The organism is Pseudomonas sp. TH34, from assembly GCF_016650865.1.
GTDB lineage: Bacteria > Pseudomonadota > Gammaproteobacteria > Pseudomonadales > Pseudomonadaceae > Aquipseudomonas > Aquipseudomonas yamanorum.
Genome location: NZ_JAEKFB010000001.1, coordinates 458,984 through 479,955, shown reverse-complemented (window position 1 = coordinate 479,955; position 20,972 = coordinate 458,984). Strand labels below are relative to the sequence as shown.

At 59.1% G+C, this 20,972-nt stretch carries 21 protein-coding genes, 4 tRNA genes and 1 riboswitch; of the genes, 16 read left to right on the top strand and 9 right to left on the bottom strand.

The window, feature by feature from the left end; translation table 11 throughout:
- Window positions 1-94: 94 nt before the first annotated feature.
- The 6 genes from aruF to astE all read left to right on the top strand — a co-directional run bounded on the left by aruF (window position 95) and on the right by astE (window position 6,510).
- Window positions 95-1,114, top strand: a complete 1,020-nt coding sequence (gene aruF, locus JFU58_RS02325; RefSeq protein WP_063027854.1) for an arginine/ornithine succinyltransferase subunit alpha — start codon at window positions 95-97, stop codon at window positions 1,112-1,114.
- 49 nt (window positions 1,115-1,163) lie between these two features.
- Window positions 1,164-2,189, top strand: a complete 1,026-nt coding sequence (gene astA / locus JFU58_RS02320) for an arginine N-succinyltransferase (RefSeq protein ID WP_003214325.1) — start codon at window positions 1,164-1,166, stop codon at window positions 2,187-2,189.
- Window positions 2,190-3,656 (top strand): succinylglutamate-semialdehyde dehydrogenase, encoded by a 1,467-nt coding sequence (gene astD, locus JFU58_RS02315; protein ID WP_177071169.1) that lies wholly within the window; start codon window positions 2,190-2,192, stop codon window positions 3,654-3,656.
- A gap of 177 nt (window positions 3,657-3,833) precedes the next feature.
- Complete coding sequence (gene astB / locus JFU58_RS02310; RefSeq protein WP_063027858.1) at window positions 3,834-5,180, top strand: N-succinylarginine dihydrolase; 1,347 nt, start codon at window positions 3,834-3,836, stop codon at window positions 5,178-5,180.
- A gap of 23 nt (window positions 5,181-5,203) precedes the next feature.
- The gene (locus JFU58_RS02305) at window positions 5,204-5,494 is read left to right on the top strand and encodes a hypothetical protein (protein WP_003214319.1); all 291 of its coding nucleotides are present in this window, start codon (window positions 5,204-5,206) and stop codon (window positions 5,492-5,494) included.
- A gap of 11 nt (window positions 5,495-5,505) precedes the next feature.
- Window positions 5,506-6,510: a succinylglutamate desuccinylase gene (gene astE / locus JFU58_RS02300; RefSeq protein WP_201139774.1), complete on the top strand. Its 1,005-nt coding sequence runs from the start codon at window positions 5,506-5,508 to the stop codon at window positions 6,508-6,510.
- Window positions 6,511-6,656: 146 nt separating this feature from the next.
- Here the strand turns inward: astE and JFU58_RS02295 are convergent, their stop codons facing one another.
- Window positions 6,657-7,166: a 6,7-dimethyl-8-ribityllumazine synthase gene (locus tag JFU58_RS02295; protein ID WP_017475890.1), complete on the bottom strand. Its 510-nt coding sequence runs from the start codon at window positions 7,164-7,166 to the stop codon at window positions 6,657-6,659.
- A 111-nt stretch (window positions 7,167-7,277) separates the two neighbouring features.
- Window positions 7,278-7,447, bottom strand: a riboswitch (FMN riboswitch).
- A 190-nt stretch (window positions 7,448-7,637) separates the two neighbouring features.
- Between JFU58_RS02295 and ltaE the strand changes: the two genes are divergently transcribed.
- The 8 genes from ltaE (at window position 7,638) to mgtE (ending at window position 15,387) form a co-directional block, all read left to right on the top strand.
- Window positions 7,638-8,642: a low-specificity L-threonine aldolase gene (ltaE, locus tag JFU58_RS02290; RefSeq protein WP_032899380.1), complete on the top strand. Its 1,005-nt coding sequence runs from the start codon at window positions 7,638-7,640 to the stop codon at window positions 8,640-8,642.
- A 146-nt stretch (window positions 8,643-8,788) separates the two neighbouring features.
- The gene (gene alaS / locus JFU58_RS02285) at window positions 8,789-11,407 is read left to right on the top strand and encodes an alanine--tRNA ligase (RefSeq protein WP_063027864.1); all 2,619 of its coding nucleotides are present in this window, start codon (window positions 8,789-8,791) and stop codon (window positions 11,405-11,407) included.
- A gap of 95 nt (window positions 11,408-11,502) precedes the next feature.
- On the top strand, window positions 11,503-12,744 hold the full coding sequence (locus tag JFU58_RS02280) for an aspartate kinase (RefSeq protein ID WP_003214308.1): 1,242 nt from the start codon (window positions 11,503-11,505) through the stop codon (window positions 12,742-12,744).
- Between the two features lie 185 nt (window positions 12,745-12,929).
- The gene (gene csrA, locus JFU58_RS02275) at window positions 12,930-13,118 is read left to right on the top strand and encodes a carbon storage regulator CsrA (protein ID WP_002554426.1); all 189 of its coding nucleotides are present in this window, start codon (window positions 12,930-12,932) and stop codon (window positions 13,116-13,118) included.
- A 62-nt stretch (window positions 13,119-13,180) separates the two neighbouring features.
- A tRNA-Ser gene (locus JFU58_RS02270) sits at window positions 13,181-13,271 on the top strand.
- 108 nt (window positions 13,272-13,379) lie between these two features.
- Window positions 13,380-13,456: transfer RNA gene (locus tag JFU58_RS02265), tRNA-Arg, on the top strand.
- Between the two features lie 72 nt (window positions 13,457-13,528).
- Window positions 13,529-13,605: transfer RNA gene (locus tag JFU58_RS02260), tRNA-Arg, on the top strand.
- Window positions 13,606-13,944: 339 nt separating this feature from the next.
- Window positions 13,945-15,387, top strand: coding sequence for a magnesium transporter (gene mgtE, locus JFU58_RS02255; protein ID WP_063027866.1), 1,443 nt, complete (start codon window positions 13,945-13,947; stop codon window positions 15,385-15,387).
- 109 nt (window positions 15,388-15,496) lie between these two features.
- Here the strand turns inward: mgtE and JFU58_RS02250 are convergent, their stop codons facing one another.
- From JFU58_RS02250 to JFU58_RS02240, 3 genes are all read right to left on the bottom strand, one after another.
- Window positions 15,497-15,823: an Arc family DNA-binding protein gene (locus tag JFU58_RS02250; RefSeq protein ID WP_003193592.1), complete on the bottom strand. Its 327-nt coding sequence runs from the start codon at window positions 15,821-15,823 to the stop codon at window positions 15,497-15,499.
- A 437-nt stretch (window positions 15,824-16,260) separates the two neighbouring features.
- Window positions 16,261-16,440, bottom strand: a complete 180-nt coding sequence (locus tag JFU58_RS02245; RefSeq protein ID WP_017475886.1) for a PA3371 family protein — start codon at window positions 16,438-16,440, stop codon at window positions 16,261-16,263.
- A gap of 20 nt (window positions 16,441-16,460) precedes the next feature.
- Window positions 16,461-16,688, bottom strand: coding sequence for a hypothetical protein (locus tag JFU58_RS02240; protein ID WP_063027868.1), 228 nt, complete (start codon window positions 16,686-16,688; stop codon window positions 16,461-16,463).
- A 337-nt stretch (window positions 16,689-17,025) separates the two neighbouring features.
- On the opposite strand from JFU58_RS02240, the gene JFU58_RS02235 reads away from it, so the two are divergent.
- Window positions 17,026-17,102 (top strand) — tRNA-Arg (locus JFU58_RS02235).
- A 167-nt stretch (window positions 17,103-17,269) separates the two neighbouring features.
- Here the strand turns inward: JFU58_RS02235 and JFU58_RS02230 are convergent.
- Entirely contained in the window at window positions 17,270-17,914 is a 645-nt protein-coding gene (locus tag JFU58_RS02230) for an HNH endonuclease signature motif containing protein (RefSeq protein WP_201139773.1), read from the bottom strand.
- Window positions 17,915-17,943: 29 nt separating this feature from the next.
- On the bottom strand, window positions 17,944-18,561 hold the full coding sequence (locus JFU58_RS02225; RefSeq protein ID WP_201139772.1) for a recombinase family protein: 618 nt from the start codon (window positions 18,559-18,561) through the stop codon (window positions 17,944-17,946).
- Between the two features lie 148 nt (window positions 18,562-18,709).
- Between JFU58_RS02225 and JFU58_RS02220 the strand changes: the two genes are divergently transcribed.
- Window positions 18,710-19,402: a hypothetical protein gene (locus tag JFU58_RS02220; protein WP_201139771.1), complete on the top strand. Its 693-nt coding sequence runs from the start codon at window positions 18,710-18,712 to the stop codon at window positions 19,400-19,402.
- Window positions 19,403-19,412: 10 nt separating this feature from the next.
- Here JFU58_RS02220 and JFU58_RS02215 read toward each other — a convergent pair whose 3' ends face one another.
- The 3 genes from JFU58_RS02215 to JFU58_RS02205 are packed head-to-tail and all read right to left on the bottom strand — an operon-like array spanning window position 19,413 to window position 20,943.
- On the bottom strand, window positions 19,413-19,997 hold the full coding sequence (locus JFU58_RS02215; protein WP_201139770.1) for a tail assembly protein: 585 nt from the start codon (window positions 19,995-19,997) through the stop codon (window positions 19,413-19,415).
- Window positions 19,994-20,590, bottom strand: a complete 597-nt coding sequence (locus JFU58_RS02210; protein ID WP_201139769.1) for a tail assembly protein — start codon at window positions 20,588-20,590, stop codon at window positions 19,994-19,996. The genes JFU58_RS02215 and JFU58_RS02210 overlap by 4 nt, the downstream gene beginning before the upstream one ends.
- A gap of 8 nt (window positions 20,591-20,598) precedes the next feature.
- Window positions 20,599-20,943: a hypothetical protein gene (locus tag JFU58_RS02205; protein ID WP_193864088.1), complete on the bottom strand. Its 345-nt coding sequence runs from the start codon at window positions 20,941-20,943 to the stop codon at window positions 20,599-20,601.
- Window positions 20,944-20,972: the final 29 nt, after the last annotated feature.

Here is a 20,972-nt window from a genome sequence, read left to right as displayed (position 1 = left end):
CGCGAGCAAGCCCGCTCCCACACTTGACCTCACTGATTTCAAGATCGTGTCCGGCATTTTTTCCTGTGAGTTTTTCGAGTTAAGGAGTGACACCATGCTGGTGATGCGCCCCGCGCAAATGGCTGATCTGGGCGAGGTACAGCGTCTGGCTGCGGACAGCCCGATTGGTGTCACCTCCTTGCCGGATGATGTCGAACGCCTGAGCGACAAGATCGCCGCGAGCGAAGCGTCCTTCGCCGCCGAGGTCAGCTTCAACGGCGAAGAAAGCTATTTCTTCGTGCTTGAAGACACCGACGCCGGCAAGCTGGTGGGCTGCTCGGCCATCGTCGCTTCGGCGGGCTACTCGGAACCGTTCTACAGCTTCCGTAACGAGACCTTCGTGCACGCTTCCCGCGAGCTGAAGATCCACAACAAGATCCACGTGCTCTCGCAGTGCCATGACCTCACCGGCAACAGCCTGCTGACCAGCTTCTACGTGGTGCCGGAGCTGGTGGGTTCGCCGTGGTCGGAACTCAACTCCCGTGGCCGCCTGCTGTTCGTGGCCGGTCACCCGGAGCGCTTCGCGGATTCCGTGGTCACCGAGATTGTGGGCTACAGCGACGAGAACGGTGATTCGCCGTTCTGGGACGCCATCGGCCGCAACTTCTTCGACCTCAACTACGCCGCTGCCGAGCGCCTGTGCGGGTTGAAGAGCCGGACCTTCCTGGCCGAACTGATGCCGCATTACCCGATCTACGTGCCGTTGTTGCCGGACGCCGCCCAGGAAGCCATGGGCCAGGTGCACCCACGGGCGCAGATCACCTTCGACATCCTGATGCGTGAAGGCTTCGAGACTGACCATTACATCGACATCTTCGACGGCGGCCCAACCCTGCACGCGCGGGTCTCGGGTATTCGCTCGATCGCCCAGAGCCGTGTGGTACCGGTGAAGATCGGTGAGATGGTCAAGGGTGTCGGCCGCCAGTACCTGGTGAGCAACGGCCAGTTGCAGGATTACCGCGCGGTGATGCTGGAACTGGACTACGCACCGGGCAAGCCAGTGACCCTGGACCTGGAAACCGCCGAAGCCCTGGGCGTCGGCGAAGGTGCCAGCGTTCGACTGGTAGCGGTTTAAGAATGAGTTTCGCGGGTGGCTTGCAAGGCGGCCCGTTTGAGGAGATAGCATGATCGTTCGTCCCGTACGCAGCAGCGATTTACCGGCCCTGATTGATCTGGCGCGCAGCACCGGCACCGGCCTCACCACCTTGCCGGCCAACGAAGAGCGCCTGACCCACCGGGTCGGCTGGGCTGAAAAGACCTTTCGCGGCGAAGCCGGGCGTGGTGATGCGGACTACCTGTTCGTGCTGGAAAACGACGAAGGCCGCGTGGTGGGGATTTCCGCCATCGCCGGTGCCGTCGGCCTGCGTGAGCCTTGGTACAACTTCCGGGTCGGCCTGACGGTCAGCGCCTCTCAGGAGCTGAACATCTACCGTGAAATCCCGACGCTGTTTCTGGCCAACGACCTGACCGGCAACTCCGAGTTGTGCTCGTTGTTCCTGCACGCCGATTACCGCAACGGCCTTAACGGTCGCATGCTGGCCAAGGCGCGCATGCTGTTTATCGCGGAATTCCCGCAGCTGTTCGGCAACAAGATCATCGCCGAAATGCGTGGCATGTCTGACGAAGCCGGGCGTTCGCCGTTCTGGGAAAGCCTGGGCCGACACTTCTTCAAGATGGAATTCAGCCAGGCCGACTACCTCACCGGCGTGGGCAACAAGGCGTTTATCGCCGAGCTGATGCCGAAGTTTCCGCTGTACACCTGCTTCCTGTCTGAAGACGCACGCAACGTGATCGGCAAGGTCCACACCGACACCGAGCCGGCCCTGAGCATGCTCAAGAGCGAAGGCTTCAGCTACCAGGGCTACGTCGACATCTTCGACGCGGGCCCGGCGGTGGAATGTGAAACCACCAAGATCCGCGCCGTGCGCGACAGCGAAGCGCTGGTGCTGGCGATTGGTACGCCGGGCGACGACGCCACGCCGTTCCTGATCCATAACCGTAAACGCGAAGATTGCCGCATTACCGCCGCACCGGCGCGGTTGGCTGCGGGCACCCTGGTGGTCGATCAACAGACCGCCAAGCGCCTGCAACTGATCGCTGGTGATCAAGTGCGTGCCGTACCGTTGTCCGCTGCCCGGGAGTCGAAATAAATGAATTCGCTATACATCGCAGGTGAGTGGCTGGCTGGCCAGGGTGAAGTGTTTGAGTCGCTGAACCCGGTGACCCAGCAGGTCGTGTGGTCGGGTAATGGCGCTACCACCGAGCAGGTCGAATCCGCCGTTCAGGCTGCACGCCAGGCGTTTCCGGCCTGGGCCAAGCGCTCCCTGGAAGAACGCCTGAGCGTGCTGGAAGCCTTCGCCGCCAACCTGAAAAGCCGTGCCGACGAACTCGCCCGCTGCATCGGTGAGGAAACCGGCAAGCCTTTGTGGGAATCGGCGACTGAAGTCACGAGCATGGTCAACAAGGTAGCGATCTCGGTGCAAAGCTACCGCGAACGTACCGGCGAGAAGAGCGGCCCACTGGGCGACGCCACTGCCGTATTGCGTCACAAGCCCCACGGTGTGGTGGCGGTATTTGGCCCTTACAACTTTCCGGGTCACCTGCCTAACGGCCACATCGTGCCGGCCTTGCTGGCGGGTAATACCGTACTGTTCAAACCGAGCGAACTGACCCCGAAAGTCGCCGAGCTGACCGTGCAATGCTGGATCGACGCCGGCCTGCCGGCGGGCGTGTTGAACCTGCTGCAAGGCGCGCGGGAAACCGGGATCGCCCTGGCGGCCAATCCGGGTATCGACGGTTTGTTCTTCACCGGCTCCAGCCGCACCGGCAACCATCTGCACCAGCAATTCGCCGGGCGCCCGGACAAGATCCTTGCGCTGGAAATGGGCGGCAACAACCCGCTGGTGGTGGACGAAGTGGCCGACGTGGACGCGGCGGTGTACACCATTATCCAGTCGGCATTTATCTCGGCCGGCCAGCGCTGCACCTGTGCCCGTCGCCTGCTGGTGCCGGAAGGCGCCTGGGGTGATGCGTTGCTCGCACGCCTGGTGGCGGTGAGTTCGACCATTGAAGTCGGCGCGTTTGACCAACAACCGGCGCCGTTCATGGGCTCGGTGATTTCCCTCGGTGCCGCCAAGGCATTGATGGATGCCCAGGAATTGCTGCTGGCTAATGGCGCCGTGGCGCTGTTGGAAATGACCCAACCCCAGGCCCAGGCTGCGTTGCTGACGCCGGGGATTATCGATGTGAGCGAGGTGACGGATCGCGCTGACGAAGAGCTGTTCGGCCCGCTGCTGCAAGTGATCCGCTACACCGATTTCGAGGCGGCGATTGCCGAGGCCAACAACACCCAATACGGCTTGGCGGCCGGGTTGCTGTCGGATTCCGAAGCGCGTTACCAGCAGTTCTGGCTGGAAAGCCGTGCCGGGATCGTCAACTGGAACAAACAGCTGACGGGGGCTGCGAGCAGCGCACCGTTTGGCGGGGTAGGGGCTTCGGGCAACCATCGCGCCAGCGCCTATTACGCAGCGGATTATTGCGCGTACCCGGTGGCCTCCCTTGAGACCCCGAGCCTGGTGTTGCCAGCAACACTGACCCCGGGCGTAACGCTTAAGTGAAAGTGACACTGATCTAATGTGGGAGCTGGCTTGCCTGCGATGGCATCACCTCGGTGTATCTGAATGACCGAGTTGCCCGCATCGCAGGCAAGCCAGCTCCCACACTTGATCGGGTTAACAGATACAGATCTGCACTTGATGCCTATAAAAAATACAGATGTTCGTGGAGCCTCGCCGATGAAATCCTGTGAAGTCAATTTTGACGGTCTCGTGGGGCCGACCCATAACTACGGCGGTTTGTCCTACGGCAACGTCGCGTCCCAGAGCAACAGCCAGCAGTCCTCCAACCCGAAGGAAGCGGCGCTGCAAGGCCTGGCGAAGATGAAAGCCCTGATGGAAATGGGCTTTGTGCAAGGTGTGCTGGCGCCCCAGGAACGTCCGGATGTGGCCGCTTTGCGCAGCCTCGGTTTTGCCGGCACCGACGCACAAGTCATCCAGCAGGCCGCCAAGCAAGCCATGCCGCTGCTGGTTGCCAGCTGCTCGGCGTCGAGCATGTGGGTGGCCAACGCCGCCACCGTCAGCCCGAGCGCCGACACCGCCGATGGCCGCGTACATTTCACTGCCGCCAACCTCAACTGCAAATACCACCGCAGCATCGAGCACCCGACCACCAGCCGCGTGCTGGGGGCGATGTTCGCTGATCAGAAGCACTTCGCCCACCACGCCGCATTACCGGCAGTGGCGCAGTTCGGCGACGAAGGCGCGGCCAACCACACGCGTTTCTGCCGTGACTATGGCGAGGCGGGCGTAGAGTTTTTCGTATTCGGCCGCAGTGCGTTCGACACCCGCTACCCGGCGCCGCAAAAGTACCCGGCGCGCCAGACCCTCGAGGCCTCCCAGGCAGTCGCTCGCCTGCACGGCCTGCGGGATGACGGCGTGGTCTACGCCCAGCAGAACCCGGCGGTGATCGATGCCGGTGTGTTTCACAACGACGTCATCGCAGTGGGCAACGGCGAGGTGCTGTTCTATCACGAGGACGCGTTCCTCAATACCGATCAGATGCTCGGCGAATTGCAGGGCAAACTCGGCAAGCTCGGTGGCAATTTCCAGTCGATCTGCGTGCCCCGTGCCCAGGTCGGCGTTGAAGATGCGGTGCGTTCCTACCTGTTCAACAGCCAGTTGCTGAGCCGCGCCGACGGTTCGATGCTGCTGATCGTGCCGGAAGAATGCCGCGCCAACGAACGCGTCTGGCAGTACCTGCAAGGCCTGACGTCTTCCGGCGGGTTGATCCGCGAAGTCAAAGTCTTCGACCTCAAGCAAAGCATGCAGAACGGCGGTGGCCCGGCGTGCCTGCGCTTGCGCGTCGCGTTGAATGAAACCGAACTGGCGGCGGTCAACCCAGGGGTTATCATGACGGCGCCGTTGTACGACACGCTGACCCAATGGGTCGACAAGCACTACCGCGACAGCCTGCGGGAAACCGACCTGGCTGACCCGCAATTGCTGCTTGAGTGCCGGACGGCACTGGATGAACTGACGCAAATCCTTAAACTGGGCTCGGTTTATCCTTTCCAGATCAATTAACGCCGCACGGCTGAGAACTATTTATGACCACCGACACCCTGAAACTGATCCTTGAAGACACCGACGGCACCCAGCTGGAAACGTCCTGCACCCGCGTCGCCGTGGTGTGGCAGGGCAAGGAGATCTGGATCCAGCACGACGGCCGTGGCCAACTGTTGATCGGCGTTGACGTGGAAGAGGGCGACGCGGAATACGCCAACCTGCTGATGCGCCCATTGGCCACCAACCTGATGAGCCTGCAACTGGAAATGGAACCGGCCGACGTTGAAGGTGATGACGACGATCACGTCCACGGTCCTGGCTGCAACCACTAAGGAAGCTGCTTATGCTCGCCCTCGGCAAACTGCTTGAACTGACCCTCGCCGGTCGCGAACCGGCGCAAAAAATTCAACTGACTGTCGACGGCGTGCAACTGCGCTGGCTCAGTGAGGGCGCGCTGGAAGTGCGTCCTCCTGAGGCGCGGGATAACGGCAGCGACGTGCTGCTGTCGTCCGGCATCCATGGCAACGAAACCGCGCCGATCGAATTGGCCGACCGCTTGCTGCAGGGCATTGCCCGCGGGGAGATCAAGCCCCGTACCCGTATTCTGTTCCTGTTCGGTAACCCCGAGGCCATGCGCCGCGGCGAGCGTTACCTCGAACTGGACGTCAACCGGCTGTTCAATGGCCGTCATGAACAAAACATCGGCCCCGAAGCCATGCGCGCCGCCGAGCTTGAGCAGTTGGCCCGCACCTTCTTCAGCGTGCCGGGGCGTAGCCGTTTGCACTACGACCTGCACACCGCCATCCGTGGCTCGAAGATCGAGCAGTTCGCGCTGTACCCGTGGAAAGACGGTCGCCAGCATTCGCGTGCCGAGCTGGCGCGCTTGCGAGCCGCCGGCATGGAAGCGGTGCTGCTGCAGAACAAGACCTCGATCACTTTCACCGCGTTTACCTACGAGCAGCTTGAGGCCGAGTCCTTCACCCTGGAGTTGGGCAAGGCCCGGCCGTTCGGGCAGAACCAGGGCGTGGACGTATCGCGCCTGGAAACCCGCCTCAAGCAGATCATCGAAGGCAGCGAGCCGGCCACCGAGAGCCTGGACGGCTTGAAGCTGTTCAGTGTTTCCCGGGAAGTGATCAAGCACAGCGATACCTTCGTCCTGCATTTGCCGGCGGACGTGGAAAACTTTTCGGAGTTGGAGAAGGGGTATCTGTTGGCCGAGGACATTGCCAAGACCCGCTGGGTAATCGAGGAGGAGGGCGCACGCATCATCTTCCCGAACCCGAAGGTCAAGAATGGCTTGCGCGCAGGGATATTGATTGTGCCGACCACGGATGCTGGCCTGGCCTGAAACCCGAGACTGACTCGGTCAAATGTGGGAGCTGGCTTGCCTGCGATAGGATCAACTCGGTCTGCCAGATACACCGAGGCGATGCTATCGCAGGCAAGCCAGTTCCCACACAAGCCCAGCTCTGAGACTGGGCTTGGTGGTGTTGCTTAAACCGCTACCGCCCGTGGCTCATTGCGACGCAGTGCGCGAACCTTGTGCAGGGTGTCGGCGCAGGTGCGTGCCGCTTCCTGGCCTTTGTGGACGAAGTGCTCATAAAAGAACGTATGGTGCTCGCTGCCCGCGTGGAAGTGGTGCGGGGTGAGGGATACCGAGAACACCGGCACTTCGGTTTCCAGCTGGACCTGCATCAGGCCGCTGACTACGGACTGGGCCACGAACTCGTGACGGTAGATCCCGCCGTCCACCACCAGGGCGGCCGCGACGATACCGGCATAACGGCCGGACTTGGCCAGCAGCTTGGCGTGCAGGGGCAATTCAAAGGCGCCGCCGACTTCGAAGAAATCGATGTCCGATTCCTGGTAGCCCTGGGCGATCATTTCGGCGAGGAAACCTTTACGGCTCTGATCGACAATATCCTTGTGCCAGCAGGCCTGGATAAACGCGACGCGCTCGCCGTGATGGTTTTTGCTTTTGCTGTCGATTGCGGTGGGTTGCATGTTCTGACTCCTGTTTAAGAAAAAAACAGGGCGTTATGAATCGAATGGGATTTAAGGGTACGCACAGCTGGCTCATGTGAACATGACGTCAGCGCGGCCCTTAGGTGCCAATCCCGTTCTCTCTTCATCCGGACTATGACCGTCGGCCCCGGGATCACACCGGGTCTGCTGACCTTGTCGCCGTCCTGCCGAGGCAGTTCGAGGCGCCAAGCGCTCGCGGGCTATGCACATTGCGTGCAATTACCGCCGGTGGGGAATTACACCCCGCCCTGAGAACGTTGCCGCCAGAACCCTGGCGGCGGAGAGTTTTTATCATGGTTTTTCAGAAACTGCACGGTTGGTTTATCGATAACCTATATCGGTTTGTTTGGTTGGTATTCGATTGTGCAAGCACGGGGCTTGATATTCCGCGGGTTTGCCCGCAGTAATCGTTAACACAAGAAACGCTCCAATCCGCTAGAGGCTAGTTTGATGAACGTGATTGACCTGCGCAGCGACACAGTGACCCAACCGACCCCTGGCATGCTCGAGGCGATGGCCACTGCCGCCAGCGGCGACGACGTCTACGGCGAGGACCCGAGCGTCAATCGCCTGGAAGCCGAACTGGCCAAGCGCCTGGGTTTTGCCGCCGCGTTGTTCGTGCCCACCGGCACCATGAGCAACCTGCTGGCATTGATGGCGCACTGTGAGCGTGGCGAGGAATACATCGTCGGTCAGCAGGCTCACACCTACAAATACGAAGGCGGCGGTGCGGCGGTTCTCGGCTCGATCCAGCCACAACCCCTGGAAGTGCAGGCCGACGGTTCCCTGAACCTGGAGCACGTGCTGGCGGCGATCAAGCCGGACGACTTCCACTTCGCCCGCACCCGCTTGCTGGCGCTGGAAAACACCATGCAGGGCAAAGTCCTGCCCCTTGAATACCTGGCGGCCGCGCGGGCGTTTACCCGGGAGCACGGCCTGGCCTTGCACCTGGACGGCGCGCGGCTCTACAACGCGGCGGTCAAGCTGGGAGTGGATGCGCGGGAGATTGCCCGGCACTTCGATTCGGTGTCGGTGTGCCTGTCCAAAGGTCTGGGCGCGCCCATCGGCTCGGTGTTGTGCGGCTCCACGGCATTGATCGCCAAGGCCCGCCGTTTGCGCAAGATGGTCGGTGGCGGCATGCGTCAGGCCGGTTCGCTGGCGGCGGCGGGGCTGTACGCCCTGGATCACCAGGTGCAGCGCCTGGCCGACGACCACGCCAACGCCCAATGGCTGGGGGATGAACTGCGCAAGGCGGGTTATACGGTGGAGCCGGTGCAGACCAATATGGTCTACGTTGATATCGGTGATCGGGCCCAGGCCTTGAAGGCGTTTGCTGCCGAGCGCGGGATCAAGTTGAGTGCCGCGCCGCGTTTGCGCATGGTCACTCACCTGGACGTCAGCCGGGCACAGATCGAGCAAGTGCTCGCGACATTTGTCGAGTTTTCCCGGAAATGACAGTGCAGACCGTCTAATTGACTGTTTCTATCACATAAACACGCTGTACCACGGGCAAAGGGCCGATATAATGCGGCCCTTTGCCGTCGCTCCGTCTGATGACGTTTAGCACTGGCCTTTGGCCGCAGCCTCCGTGGAAGAACCTAATGAAAAGCGCAGAAATCCGTGAAGCCTTCCTTCGCTTCTTCGAAGAGCAAGGTCACACCCGTGTCGCCTCCAGCTCCTTGATCCCAGGCAATGACCCAACCCTGCTGTTCACTAACGCGGGGATGAACCAGTTCAAGGACTGCTTCCTGGGCCAGGAAAAGCGCGCCTACACCCGCGCCACCAGCAGCCAGAAGTGCGTACGCGCCGGCGGCAAGAACAGCGACCTGGAAAACGTGGGCTACACCGCCCGCCACCACACATTCTTCGAGATGCTGGGTAACTTCAGCTTCGGCGACTATTTCAAGAAAGATGCGATCACCTTTGCCTGGACCTTCCTGACCGGCGTGCTGAAGCTGCCGAAGGAAAAACTCTGGGTGACCGTCTACGCCACCGATGACGAAGCCTACGACATCTGGACCCAGCAAATCGGGGTGCCGGTCGAGCGCATGATTCGCATCGGCGACAACAAGGGCGCGCCTTACGCCTCCGACAACTTCTGGACCATGGGCGATACCGGCCCGTGCGGCCCTTGCACCGAGATTTTCTACGATCACGGCGCCGACATCTGGGGCGGCCCACCGGGCTCGCCGGAAGAAGATGGCGACCGCTACATCGAAATCTGGAATAACGTGTTCATGCAGTTCAACCGCACCGCCGATGGCGTGTTGCACCCGTTGCCAGCGCCGTCGGTGGACACCGGCATGGGCCTGGAGCGGATCAGTGCGGTGATGCAGCACGTTCACTCCAACTACGAGATCGACCTGTTCACCAACCTGCTGAGCGCTTCGGCCGCGGCCATTGGCTGTGCCAACGACAATCAGTCGTCGCTCAAGGTGGTGTCGGACCACATCCGTTCCTGCGGCTTCCTGATCGCCGACGGCGTACTGCCGTCGAACGAAGGCCGTGGCTATGTGCTGCGCCGCATCATCCGTCGCGCCTGCCGTCACGGTAACAAGCTGGGCGCCACCGGCAGCTTCTTCTACAAGATCGTTGCCGCGCTGGTGGCCGAGATGGGCGATGCCTTCCCGGAACTCAAGCAGCAGCAAGCCAACATCGAACGCGTGCTCAAGGCTGAAGAAGAGCAGTTCTCCAAGACCCTGGAGCACGGCCTGAAGATCCTCGAGCAGGACCTGGCTGAACTCAAAGGCACCGTGGTGCCGGGCGACGTGGTGTTCAAGCTGTACGACACCTACGGTTTCCCGATGGACCTGACCGCCGACATCGCCCGCGAACGCGAGCTGACCATCGACGAAGCCGGGTTTGAGCGTGAGATGGAAGCCCAGCGTGTACGTGCCCGTTCCGCCAGCTCCTTTGGCCTGGACTACAACACCCTGGTAAAGGTTGATGTAGCGACTTCGTTCATTGGTTATGAAGCTACCGTTGGCTCGGCCAAGATCGTGGCTATCTATAAGGACGGCAAGTCGGTCGACGTGCTGAACGAAGGTGACGAGGGCGTTGTAGTCCTGGATCAGACCCCGTTCTACGCTGAGTCCGGCGGCCAGGTCGGTGACTGCGGTTTCCTGAGCTCCACCTCCGGTCGCTTTGAAGTGCGCGACACCACCAAGACCGGCGGTGCGTTCCTGCATCACGGCGTGCTGGTGCTGGGTAACCTGACCGTCGGCGCGCCGGTGGACACTCAGGTAGATGCCGACGTACGGCATGCAACTGCTTTGAACCACTCGGCCACTCACTTGCTGCACGCCGCGTTGCGTCAGGTACTGGGTGAGCATGTGCAGCAGAAGGGTTCGTTGGTGGATAGCCAGCGCCTGCGTTTTGACTTCAGTCATTTCGAGGCGATCAAGCCTGAGCAGTTGAAGGCCCTGGAAGACATCGTCAACGCCGAGATTCGCAAGAACACCCCGGTGGAAACCGAAGAAACCGACATCGAGACCGCCAAGCAAAAAGGCGCAATGGCGCTGTTTGGCGAGAAGTACGGCGACGAAGTGCGCGTACTGAGCATGGGCGGCAGCTTCTCGGTGGAGCTGTGTGGCGGTATCCACGCCAGCCGTACCGGCGACATCGGCCTGCTGAAAATCATCAGCGAAGGCGGTGTGGCTTCCGGCGTGCGTCGTATTGAAGCGATCACCGGTGCTGCGGCCCTGGCCTACCTCAATGCGGCAGAAGAACAACTCAAGGAAGCGGCCGGCCTGGTCAAGGGCAGCCGCGACAACCTGATCGACAAGCTCTCCGGCGTACTGGAGCGCAACCGTCAGCTGGAGAAACAGCTGGAGCAGTTGCAGGCCAAGGCGGCCAGCGCGGCGGGCGACGATCTGTCGGCTTCCGCCCTGGACGTCAAGGGTGTGAAAGTGCTGGCCGTGCGCCTGGACGGTCAGGACGGCAAGGCGCTGTTGGCCTTGGTCGATCAGTTGAAGAACAAGCTCGGCCGCGCAGTGATCCTGCTCGGCAGTGTCCATGAGGAGAAGGTCGTTCTGGTTGCCGGTGTAACCAAAGACCTGACTGGCCAACTCAAGGCCGGTGATTTGATGAAGCAAGCCGCCGCGGCAGTGGGCGGGAAGGGCGGTGGTCGTCCGGACATGGCGCAAGGCGGTGGTGTTGACGCTGGCGCCCTGGACGCGGCCCTGGCCCTGACCGTGCCGTTTGTCGAGGCAGGTATTTAAGACGCTGTTAATGAGCCCGTGGTCTAGTCGCGGGCTCAGTCAGTGCGGGTTGATTGAATAACAGGCGCCCCTTTACGGGCTGAGGCGGCTTAGAAATGGCTTTGATCGTACAGAAATTTGGAGGCACCTCGGTCGGCTCTGTCGAAAGAATCGAGCAGGTCGCCGACAAGGTTAAGAAATTCCGCGATGCCGGCGATGACCTGGTGGTGGTGCTGTCGGCCATGAGCGGCGAGACCAATCGCCTGATCGATCTGGCCAAGCAAATCAGTGGCGATCAGCAACCGGTTCCCCGTGAGCTGGACGTGATCATTTCCACCGGTGAGCAGGTGACCATCGCGTTGCTGGCCATGGCGCTGAACAAGCGTGGTGTGCCAGCGGTGTCCTACACTGGCAACCAGGTCCGCATTCTTACGGATAGCGCGCACACTAAAGCCCGCATCCTGCAGATTGATGACCAGAAGATTCGCGCTGACCTGAAGGCCGGTCGTGTGGTAGTTGTCGCCGGTTTCCAGGGCGTCGACGAGCACGGCAACATCACCACCTTGGGTCGTGGCGGTTCCGACACCACCGGCGTGGCCCTGGCGGCAGCCCTGAAGGCTGATGAGTGCCAGATCTACACCGATGTGGATGGCGTCTACACCACTGACCCGCGGGTTGTGTCCGTGGCCCAGCGCCTGGACAAGATCACCTTCGAAGAGATGCTGGAAATGGCCAGCCTCGGTTCCAAGGTATTGCAGATCCGTGCCGTTGAGTTTGCCGGCAAGTACAACGTTCCGCTGCGCGTACTGCACAGCTTCAAGGAGGGTCCGGGCACCCTCATTACTATTGATGAAGAGGAATCCATGGAACAGCCGATCATTTCCGGTATCGCTTTCAACCGTGATGAAGCCAAGCTGACTATCCGTGGCGTGCCAGACACCCCGGGCGTGGCTTTCAAGATTCTGGGCCCTATCAGTGGCGCGAACATCGAAGTCGACATGATCGTGCAGAACGTTTCGCACGATAACACCACCGATTTCACCTTCACCGTGCACCGCAACGAGTACGATGCGGCGGAGCGGATCCTGCAGAACACCGCGAAGGAAATCGGCGCCCGTGAAGTGGTCGGCGATACCAAGATTGCCAAGGTGTCGATCGTGGGTGTGGGCATGCGCTCCCATGCGGGCGTTGCCAGCCGCATGTTCGAAGCCCTGGCCAAGGAAAGCATCAACATCCAGATGATCTCCACCTCGGAAATCAAGGTGTCGGTGGTGATCGAAGAGAAGTACCTGGAGCTGGCTGTACGCGCATTGCATACCGCGTTTGAGCTGGACGCTCCGGCCCGACAGGGCGAGTGATGCGTTGCCAGGAAGGCGCGGTGATCCGCGCCTTTCATTTTTTTGCCGGGCACGTGGTGAAGGCCTGTTCTTTTGCCTGCGCTCGACAATACTTAGGCGGTAGGGCTACGGCCATTTGGTTGTAGGTCGAATGCCTTTTTTTTGCAGACTGTTGTTCCCGAAATGAAATGCGTGAGGAGAAAGGTATGTTGATTCTGACTCGTCGATGCGCAGAAAGCCTGATTATTGGTGATGGCGAAATCACCGTGACCGTGCTCGGCGTCAAAGGCAATCAAGTGCGTATCGGGGTTAACGCTCCGAAAGAGGTGGCTGTCCACCGCGAGGAAATTTACCTGCGGATCAAGAAAGAGAAGGACGAAGAACCAAGCCATTAATTTTTATCGTTTTTTATGTTTGCAAACGGGGATGAAGCTGGTTAATATACGCCCCGTGTTGCGGAGAGCTGGCCGAGTGGCCGAAGGCGCTCCCCTGCTAAGGGAGTACACCTCAAAAGGGTGTCGGGGGTTCGAATCCCCCGTTCTCCGCCATTATTTGCTTAGTACGTTGCAATCTGGTTTTTTCGCTAAGTTGTTGAAATTAAACGAAAAAATAGCTTTACATAGAGATTGAACGGCCTATAATGCGCGGCAACAAATGCACTCGTAGCTCAGCTGGATAGAGTACTCGGCTACGAACCGAGCGGTCACAGGTTCGAATCCTGTCGAGTGCACCATTTAAGAGTTAGTTGCAGCAATGCAGGTAACTTGGCTTCAACCAGTTGTGATCTGGTCTAAAAACACAATCTGCACTCGTAGCTCAGCTGGATAGAGTACTCGGCTACGAACCGAGCGGTCACAGGTTCGAATCCTGTCGAGTGCACCAAACAACAAAAAGCCCGCCTAGTGCGGGCTTTTTGCCGTCTGGGGTTTTTATTTCCCGTGGCGCCTTTTTCTCCCGCCCATGTGTTTTCCTTTCAAGCGGCGTCGTCGCAGTTCATATGTGTGGCCAATGCTCAGCTTTGTGTCGCAAGCGCTTGTTCTTTCCAGTTTTTTGACGTTAAAAGCGGCCGCCCGGTGTATCATTGCGCCCGTCAGCCCCGCCGGGGCTTGTGGAACACCTCCATGGACTTACCCAGTAGTTACTCAGTACCCCGTTTTACCAATCATGAATTGACTGATTGATCCTTCCGGCGTGCCCCGCTGCTGGGAGTGGAGTTCGCCTATGACCGAAGTTGAAGTAAAGAAAACACAAGAAAGCCTGCAGGATCGCCTGGCTCAAGTCGTCGAGCTGCTGCAGCGCCAGCGTGTGGTCGAAGACCTGACGCATCGCCAGGAAGGCGCGAATCATGACCGGGTCGAGAACCTGGTCCACCGGCAAAACCTTGTCGAGCTGCAACGCAAGCTCGATGATCTGCACTCTGCCGACGTTGCCTACATCCTCGAAGCCTTGCCGCTTAATGACCGTCTGACGCTTTGGCAGTTGGTCAAGGCTGATCGCGACGGCGACATCCTCCTTGAAGTATCCGACTCGGTCCGTGAAACCCTGATCGCCGACATGGACGATCACGAGCTCCTGGCTGCCGCCAAGGACATGGATGCCGACGAACTCGCTGACCTGGCTTCCGAGCTGCCGCGTGACGTCGTCCATGAGCTGATGGAAACCCTCGACGCCCAACAGCGTGAGCGTGTGCGCTCGGCGTTGTCCTACGACGAGGAGCAGGTCGGTGCGTTGATGGACTTCGAGATGGTCACCATCCGCGAAGACGTCAGCCTGGAAGTGGTACTGCGTTACCTGCGCCGCCTCAAGGAGCTGCCAGGCCACACCGACAAACTGTTCGTGGTCGATTACGAAGGCATTCTCAAGGGCGTGCTGCCGATCAAGCGCCTGCTGGTCAATGACCCGGACAAGAAAGTCGCGGACGTCATGGCCAGCGACCCGGTGAGTTTCCATCCGGACGAAGACGCTTACGACGCTGCCCAGGCGTTCGAGCGTTATGACTTGATCTCGGCCCCGGTGGTCGACAAGAACGGCAAGCTGATCGGCCGTCTGACCATCGATGAAATGGTCGACCTGATTCGTGAGGAGAGCGAAAGCGAAGTCCTCAACATGGCCGGTCTGCGAGAAGAAGAAGATATTTTTGCGTCGGTGTGGAAGTCCCTGCGTAACCGCTGGGCCTGGCTGGCAGTCAATTTGATTACCGCGTTTATTGCATCAAGGGTGATTGGCCTGTTTGAAGGCTCCATCGAGAAGCTGGTGGCCTTGGCTGCGCTGATGCCGATCGTGGCCGGGATTGGCGGTAACTCGGGTAACCAGACCATTACCATGATCGTGCGTGCCATGGCGCTGGATCAGGTGGGTACCGGGCACGGTAAGCGTTTGATGCGCAAGGAGCTTGCGGTCGCGCTGATCAACGGCCTGGTGTGGGGTGGCGTCATCGGTATCGTGGCGTACCTGCTGTATGGCAGTTGGTCGCTCGGTGTGGTCATGACGGCGGCGATGACGCTCAACCTGCTGCTGGCGGCCTTGATGGGGGTTCTGATTCCAATGACCCTGGTGCGCCTTGGGCGAGATCCGGCCATGGGTGCCAGTGTGATGATCACCGCCATGACCGACAGTGGTGGCTTCTTCATCTTCCTGGGCCTGGCAACCATCTTCCTGCTTTGATCCCTTCTATAGGTCAGGGGGCTTATGCCCCTTGACCCTTTCTTTTCTTTACCAAATCCCAGGCAAAAAAAAGCCAGCCCATGGCTGGCTTTCAGCTTTCGGTTGCCAATCAGTTGGCTTCTGCAGCTGCCTCAACGTCGTGAGCGATAAGCGAGACGAGAGCATTTTGCTGGCGGTGGGAGAGCTGACGAAAACGCTGCAGCAGTTCGCGTTCGTGCAGTGACAGCTCGGGGCTGTCCAGGCGCATGCTCAGCTCTTCGCCCAGCGCACCTTCCTGAATCAGGCTTTGTTCCAGGCGTGCGATGATTTCGGAGTTCATGCTGCGGTGATGATTGCGAGCCACCTCGGCAATGCGTTCCCGCATTCCGTCTGGCAGACGTACGACGAACTTGTCAGCCGTACGGCTGGAATAAATTGCCTGTTTCAATGGGCGCATATATTTAACCGGTTAGTTCAGGGGAGCGGTTTTTGGAATTGGCCGCAAGATGCATGTTAGGACAAGGCTTGCTGCCAAATGTTCAACCTGAATTGCAAAGAGGCCGCATCATGCCTCAGTTTTGCCAGTTCCTTGGCGTCAATTCTGTGACAAATATTGAACCGGCTACCGGCTTTATGCCAGTACTCATTTCAAAATTTGCGGACTGGTTGGAAAACTTTTCCACGGTTGCACCCAAATAGGTGTCGAGGCCGCAGGCCCTAGGCGCAAAAGGCTTTTCGGGCGCACATCCTATAGCAATATGGCCTTTTGCCCTTAACTTTAAGATTAGTGGCAAATTGCCAATTTACGAGGGCGGAGCGACATATGGTCAGTCGCTCTGACGGGGAGCCTGAGGTTGACTGTCTTGTGCAAAGAGGGCGACGAGCGGGGAGGATTCAGCGCAGTACAGGATCGAATTTGATGCGGCGGCCAATGATGATTGCCAGCAACCACAAGCTGCCGAATACAGCTGCGGCGACGAAAGCGACGGTCTGTACGTCTTGCGACAATACGTTCAAGCCGAGGCCGACGGCGGCCAGGGCCAGGGTCAGAAACAGCCAGGCAGACTTGGTCATGGAAAACTCCGGTAAGCGGTTCAGAAAACCCAGTGTTCAGTGGCGGGAGCGGCCTGAGTGCCCTGGGTCAGTTGGAGCGGTGATTGCATGTTCGGTTTCATGACTGCCAACTGCGGACGTTGCTGCAGGTGATGGGGAATCGCCTGGCTGACCTGTGCGGCATCATCAGCGGTGGTGGATTGAAAATGGAACATCACCAGCGCAGCCAATGCAACGGTATTGAGGGCTAGTAGAAGTGCGCTGTTCATGGGTATGTTCTCCGCAGGTGGCTGGGCCGGACTGTATTTGTAGGATAAAGGATTGCAGGTGCCGTGCCAGTCTTTATTTGACAATAAATCCTTTTAAATCAGATAGTTATATCTGGTCCATGTTATCGTGATGTTGCAATTTGCAATGATGGCATTTTGGCGGAGTGCATTTTGCACGATGACGGCGAACTGCCCGTAATCGTTGAGTGGAACACGCGTTAAAGTCACGGGCATAGGCCTACACTCAAAAAGCCCACGGACGACATGACAAAATTGACCTGCGCCGTTAACATGCACGCCGTCCGTCGCCGTGCTCCTTGCCGGTTGGCTGTCATTAGTCCCAGTAGCTCAATTGGATAGAGCATCCCCCTCCTAAGGGGAAGGTTGGCCGTTCGAACCGGCCCTGGGACACCATATAAACAGGGCCTCTCGCGCCGATCCGCTGCTAGCTTACTTTTCACGTGACAGCAGGGTGACAGCAGCAAGCCAACAAAAAGCCCCGCCAGGCAATGCTCCGGCGGGGCTTTTTCGTATTAAATTCATGTGCCCTGATCATTCCTTGGCAGGTCCCAGGCCTATTTTTACGGAACTACAGAATCCGCTGGCGCCTCAGCCATGGCTATTGCGAGGTGGGCTCCGAAAAACATGAGACCCCAAACCGAGCTACCGGACTTATCGAACGCAACCTTGTAGATGAATGTTGATTCATTCAGATGTCGAGGTTCTAAGCTATCCATCAAGGTTTGTATCAAAGCTATCCGTCCAGGGTCTTTTATCTGGTCGAATGCCTCCACGGTTACGTTTGCATCCAGCCCGAGAGCTGACCCTTTTTCGACCCAGTACAGCGCCCTAACGATCCTCGTCACAACTTCACGGTATGGCCTCCCGTCAAAGCGCACAGCTATGGCTGGGCGCAGGACGCTTCCATCCATTGGGTGAAAGGTGTGCTGGGCTGATTTCAAAACCTTACGAAAAAGCTTTTTGTTCCCGCCTAAGGTCCGGCGCATCGATTCGATCACCAGTGGAGCATCCTTCCTCGCCTCTCCAGTGCTGAGGCCGATCATAATTTTTACAATCTCATCTGCCGTGGAGCCGCCTTGATTGCATTTCGCGCAGGCTGGAACCGTATGCATATTTTTAGGATAGGGTTTCGTGTATAGCCCCTTGGGCGGAATGTGATCTGAGGTCTTTCCCGGTCTGATGCCGCAAATTGCGCATAACTTCATTTCTGGTTCCTTCCGTTAAATTGAGGCATTCAACACGTTGGCGTGTCTCGGATACGCAAAACGGTTGTAGTGGAGCAGTCGGCGTGCCGGGCTGTCGCGCGGATGCCCAGGCCGGCGGCCAACAGTTCCCTCACTCGCTTGTGGAGATCCGTGTCTACAGGTCGCCCCTGGTACTTTCCGGCTGCCTTGGCCTTCTCGATGCCTTGGGCCTGCCGGTCACGGCGCTGTTCGTAATCCTTGCGGGCGATAGCTGCCATCATTTCCACCAGCATTGAGTTGATGGCGCCCAGCATTCGGCCGGTGAACTCGTCGCCCTTGGTGTCCTGCATTCCCTGGTGGCTGGTCGGCAGGTCGAGCGCGACAATGCGCAGGCCCTTGGAGTCGATAGCCGTCTTGAGCTTTTGCCAGTCCTCCACCGGGAGGCGGGATAGGCGATCTATCGACTCCACCAGCAGCACGTCACCATTGCGCGCATCTTTCAGCAGGCGCAGCAGTTCCGGCCGGTCGGCGGTGGCGCCGCTGGCGTTCTCCAGGTATACGCTGGCGATGACCTTGTTATGGTCGCTGGCGAACTGCTCGAGCGAGGCGCGGGCGCGGCCGGCGTCTTGCTCTTCGGTGGATGCTCGGAGGTATGCGCGGATGAACATGATGGGTGCCTGTATCAGTTAGGGCGTTCTACTAATACTGTTGCACTTTGGGTGTTACTTATCAAGCGGAAAGCCCGAAAAAGGCAAAATAAGCCTGTATCTGGATAGGCATACGCTAACCTGACGCTTTAACTTCACGGCCGGCCAAATGACTCAACTGTACAAAAAAAACCGGGAGCGCTTTTTCGCTGAGGCCGCTTCAAAAGCACTGGGTGAAGTTTGGTGCCTAGAGGATATCTCTGAGCCCCTGGACTTCATCGTTCACGCAGCCGGTGAAGTGTTTGGACTTGAGATTACGGAGCTGCACGATAGCCCGCTTGACGGTGGAGGCTCATCGCTCATGGAGGCGCGAGGTAGGCAGCAGAGGAATCTGCGCGAGATTGTCAAAAAATACTACGACTGTGGTGGACGTTCGGTGAGTGTAACTTTCCTAGGTGATTTGTCCGATCCCGAAACCATCGCCAATTGTCTTTTGCGTGAGTGTGCAGCTGCCGGCCTCGGCTTGTTCATCATCGAGACAGAGAAAGTAAAGATGTGGGTGCGACCACTGCCAGGTGATGAGAAAGGGCTTCATCAGTATGAGAGATGGCAGGTGGCAGATGCAGGATATTTGCGGGAAATTAGGGTAGAGGCGGTGGAGCTGGAGATCGAGAAAAAAGCTCTTCGCCTAGATGATTACAGGAAGAAGGCAGACAGTGTCGATCTCCTGCTTGTGATAGATAGAACCACCGCGGCGGGACGCTTTACTGTCCCGCAGACTGCATCCCTAGTTACGCGCGGCTTCCGCAGAGTTATTCTTTTGAATTACCCGGTTGACGCTCGTATTCTTGCGCTTGAGTAGTTTCGGTAAGCTACATCTGGTCTTCGGCGTAGATCGCGGCACTGATGATCGCGCCACCCACCCGCCGCTTGCCGTAGCACAGCGGTACCGGGTTACCGGATGCCGTGGTGTTCTTGGCGCTGCCGAAGGCATAGCCCGGGGTGTTCTCCGGTGCCGCGCTGGTCTTGAGGCCGCCGGCTTGCGGGCTGAGCATTTGGATAACGCCGCCAGCAACAAGCGCAATCCCCGGGGCAAGCGTTGCGCCGGTGGTAAATGCGCTGGCCACGATCAATACGATACCAACGATGGTCTGGAGTATCCCGGCGCGCTTGCTTCCGGTGATCACTGGAACCACCCGTATTTCCCTGGCTCCGCCGAGAGTCAATTCGGATTCGCCGACGTTCTTCCTGTTGCGGAAAATTGCGAACTCCAGGCCGATAGACCTTGCTCGCGCGATGTCGCTCAGGAATCCCGGGTGATTCACATCGATTGCCCTAAGTGCCTCCCTGGTGTCTCCATGAGCGGATAGGGCATAGGTGTGTCGACGGCCGTATTTTTTGGCCAGTGAGCCACTGAGCAGAATGGTCGTGCGCGGTGCATATTCGATGGTAGTCATACCCGATCCTCAGCGTAAATAGCAGCGCTGATGATCGCGCCACCCCAGCGGCGGTGGCCGCAGCAAAGCGGTACCGGGTTGCCGGAGGCTGTGGTATTCCGAGCGGAGCCAAACGCATATCCCGGCGTGTTTTCTGGCGCTGAGCTCATCTTGAGGCCGCCAGCCTGGGGGCTGAGCATTTGGATTACGCCGCCGGCGACCATACCCACGCCAGATGCAAACAGGCCGGCTGATACTGGAGGCGCCCAGAGCGTGAAGAATGAAGCAGCTATAAGCAGCGCACCGACGACCGTTTGCAAAACCCCAGCGCGCTTACTGCCAACGATCACAGGCGCGATGATGATGTCGCCTTGTCCTTGGTAGGTGAGCTCGCTCTCCCCGATATTTTTCTTGCCTCGAAACACGGCAAACACGAGTCCGCGAGACTTTGCGTTAGACAGAAACCGTTCAAACCCTGGGATCTGCACTGACAGTGCTTTGATGGCCTCGGCCGTCGTGCGGACGGAGAACTGGTAGGACTTACCGAACTGCCGTAGCTGCCCGTACAGTTTGATGGTGGTGAGCGGGGCGTATTCGATTGCTGTAGCGGCCATGGAGCCTCCTATGGATTGGTGGACGGGGCTGGAAGCCCAAGGCGAATGGCGAGCACTGCGCGCGACATATGCGCCTGATCGATGGTCAACTGCTCCTGGCGCGGGTCGTAGTTCCACACCCGGTTGTAGATCGCATCGCTGGCCCGGGCGCCTCGGAATGTCCCCCTCAGCAGGTCGGCGGAAACCCTGGCCTCTTCCTCAGTGAAGAAGGGGCCGTCGACTGTCACTTGTTGGCCACCACTGACGTGCTGGACCTCCCACACCGTGTAGCCGGCGTCCGGCCCCTGGATCAGTTCGTAGGGTTTGAATTTCTGCGTTTTGCACGCTTCGGTAAAACGCTCTTGAAAGGTCATGTCTTCACACTCACAGAGTCTGCCGTTGA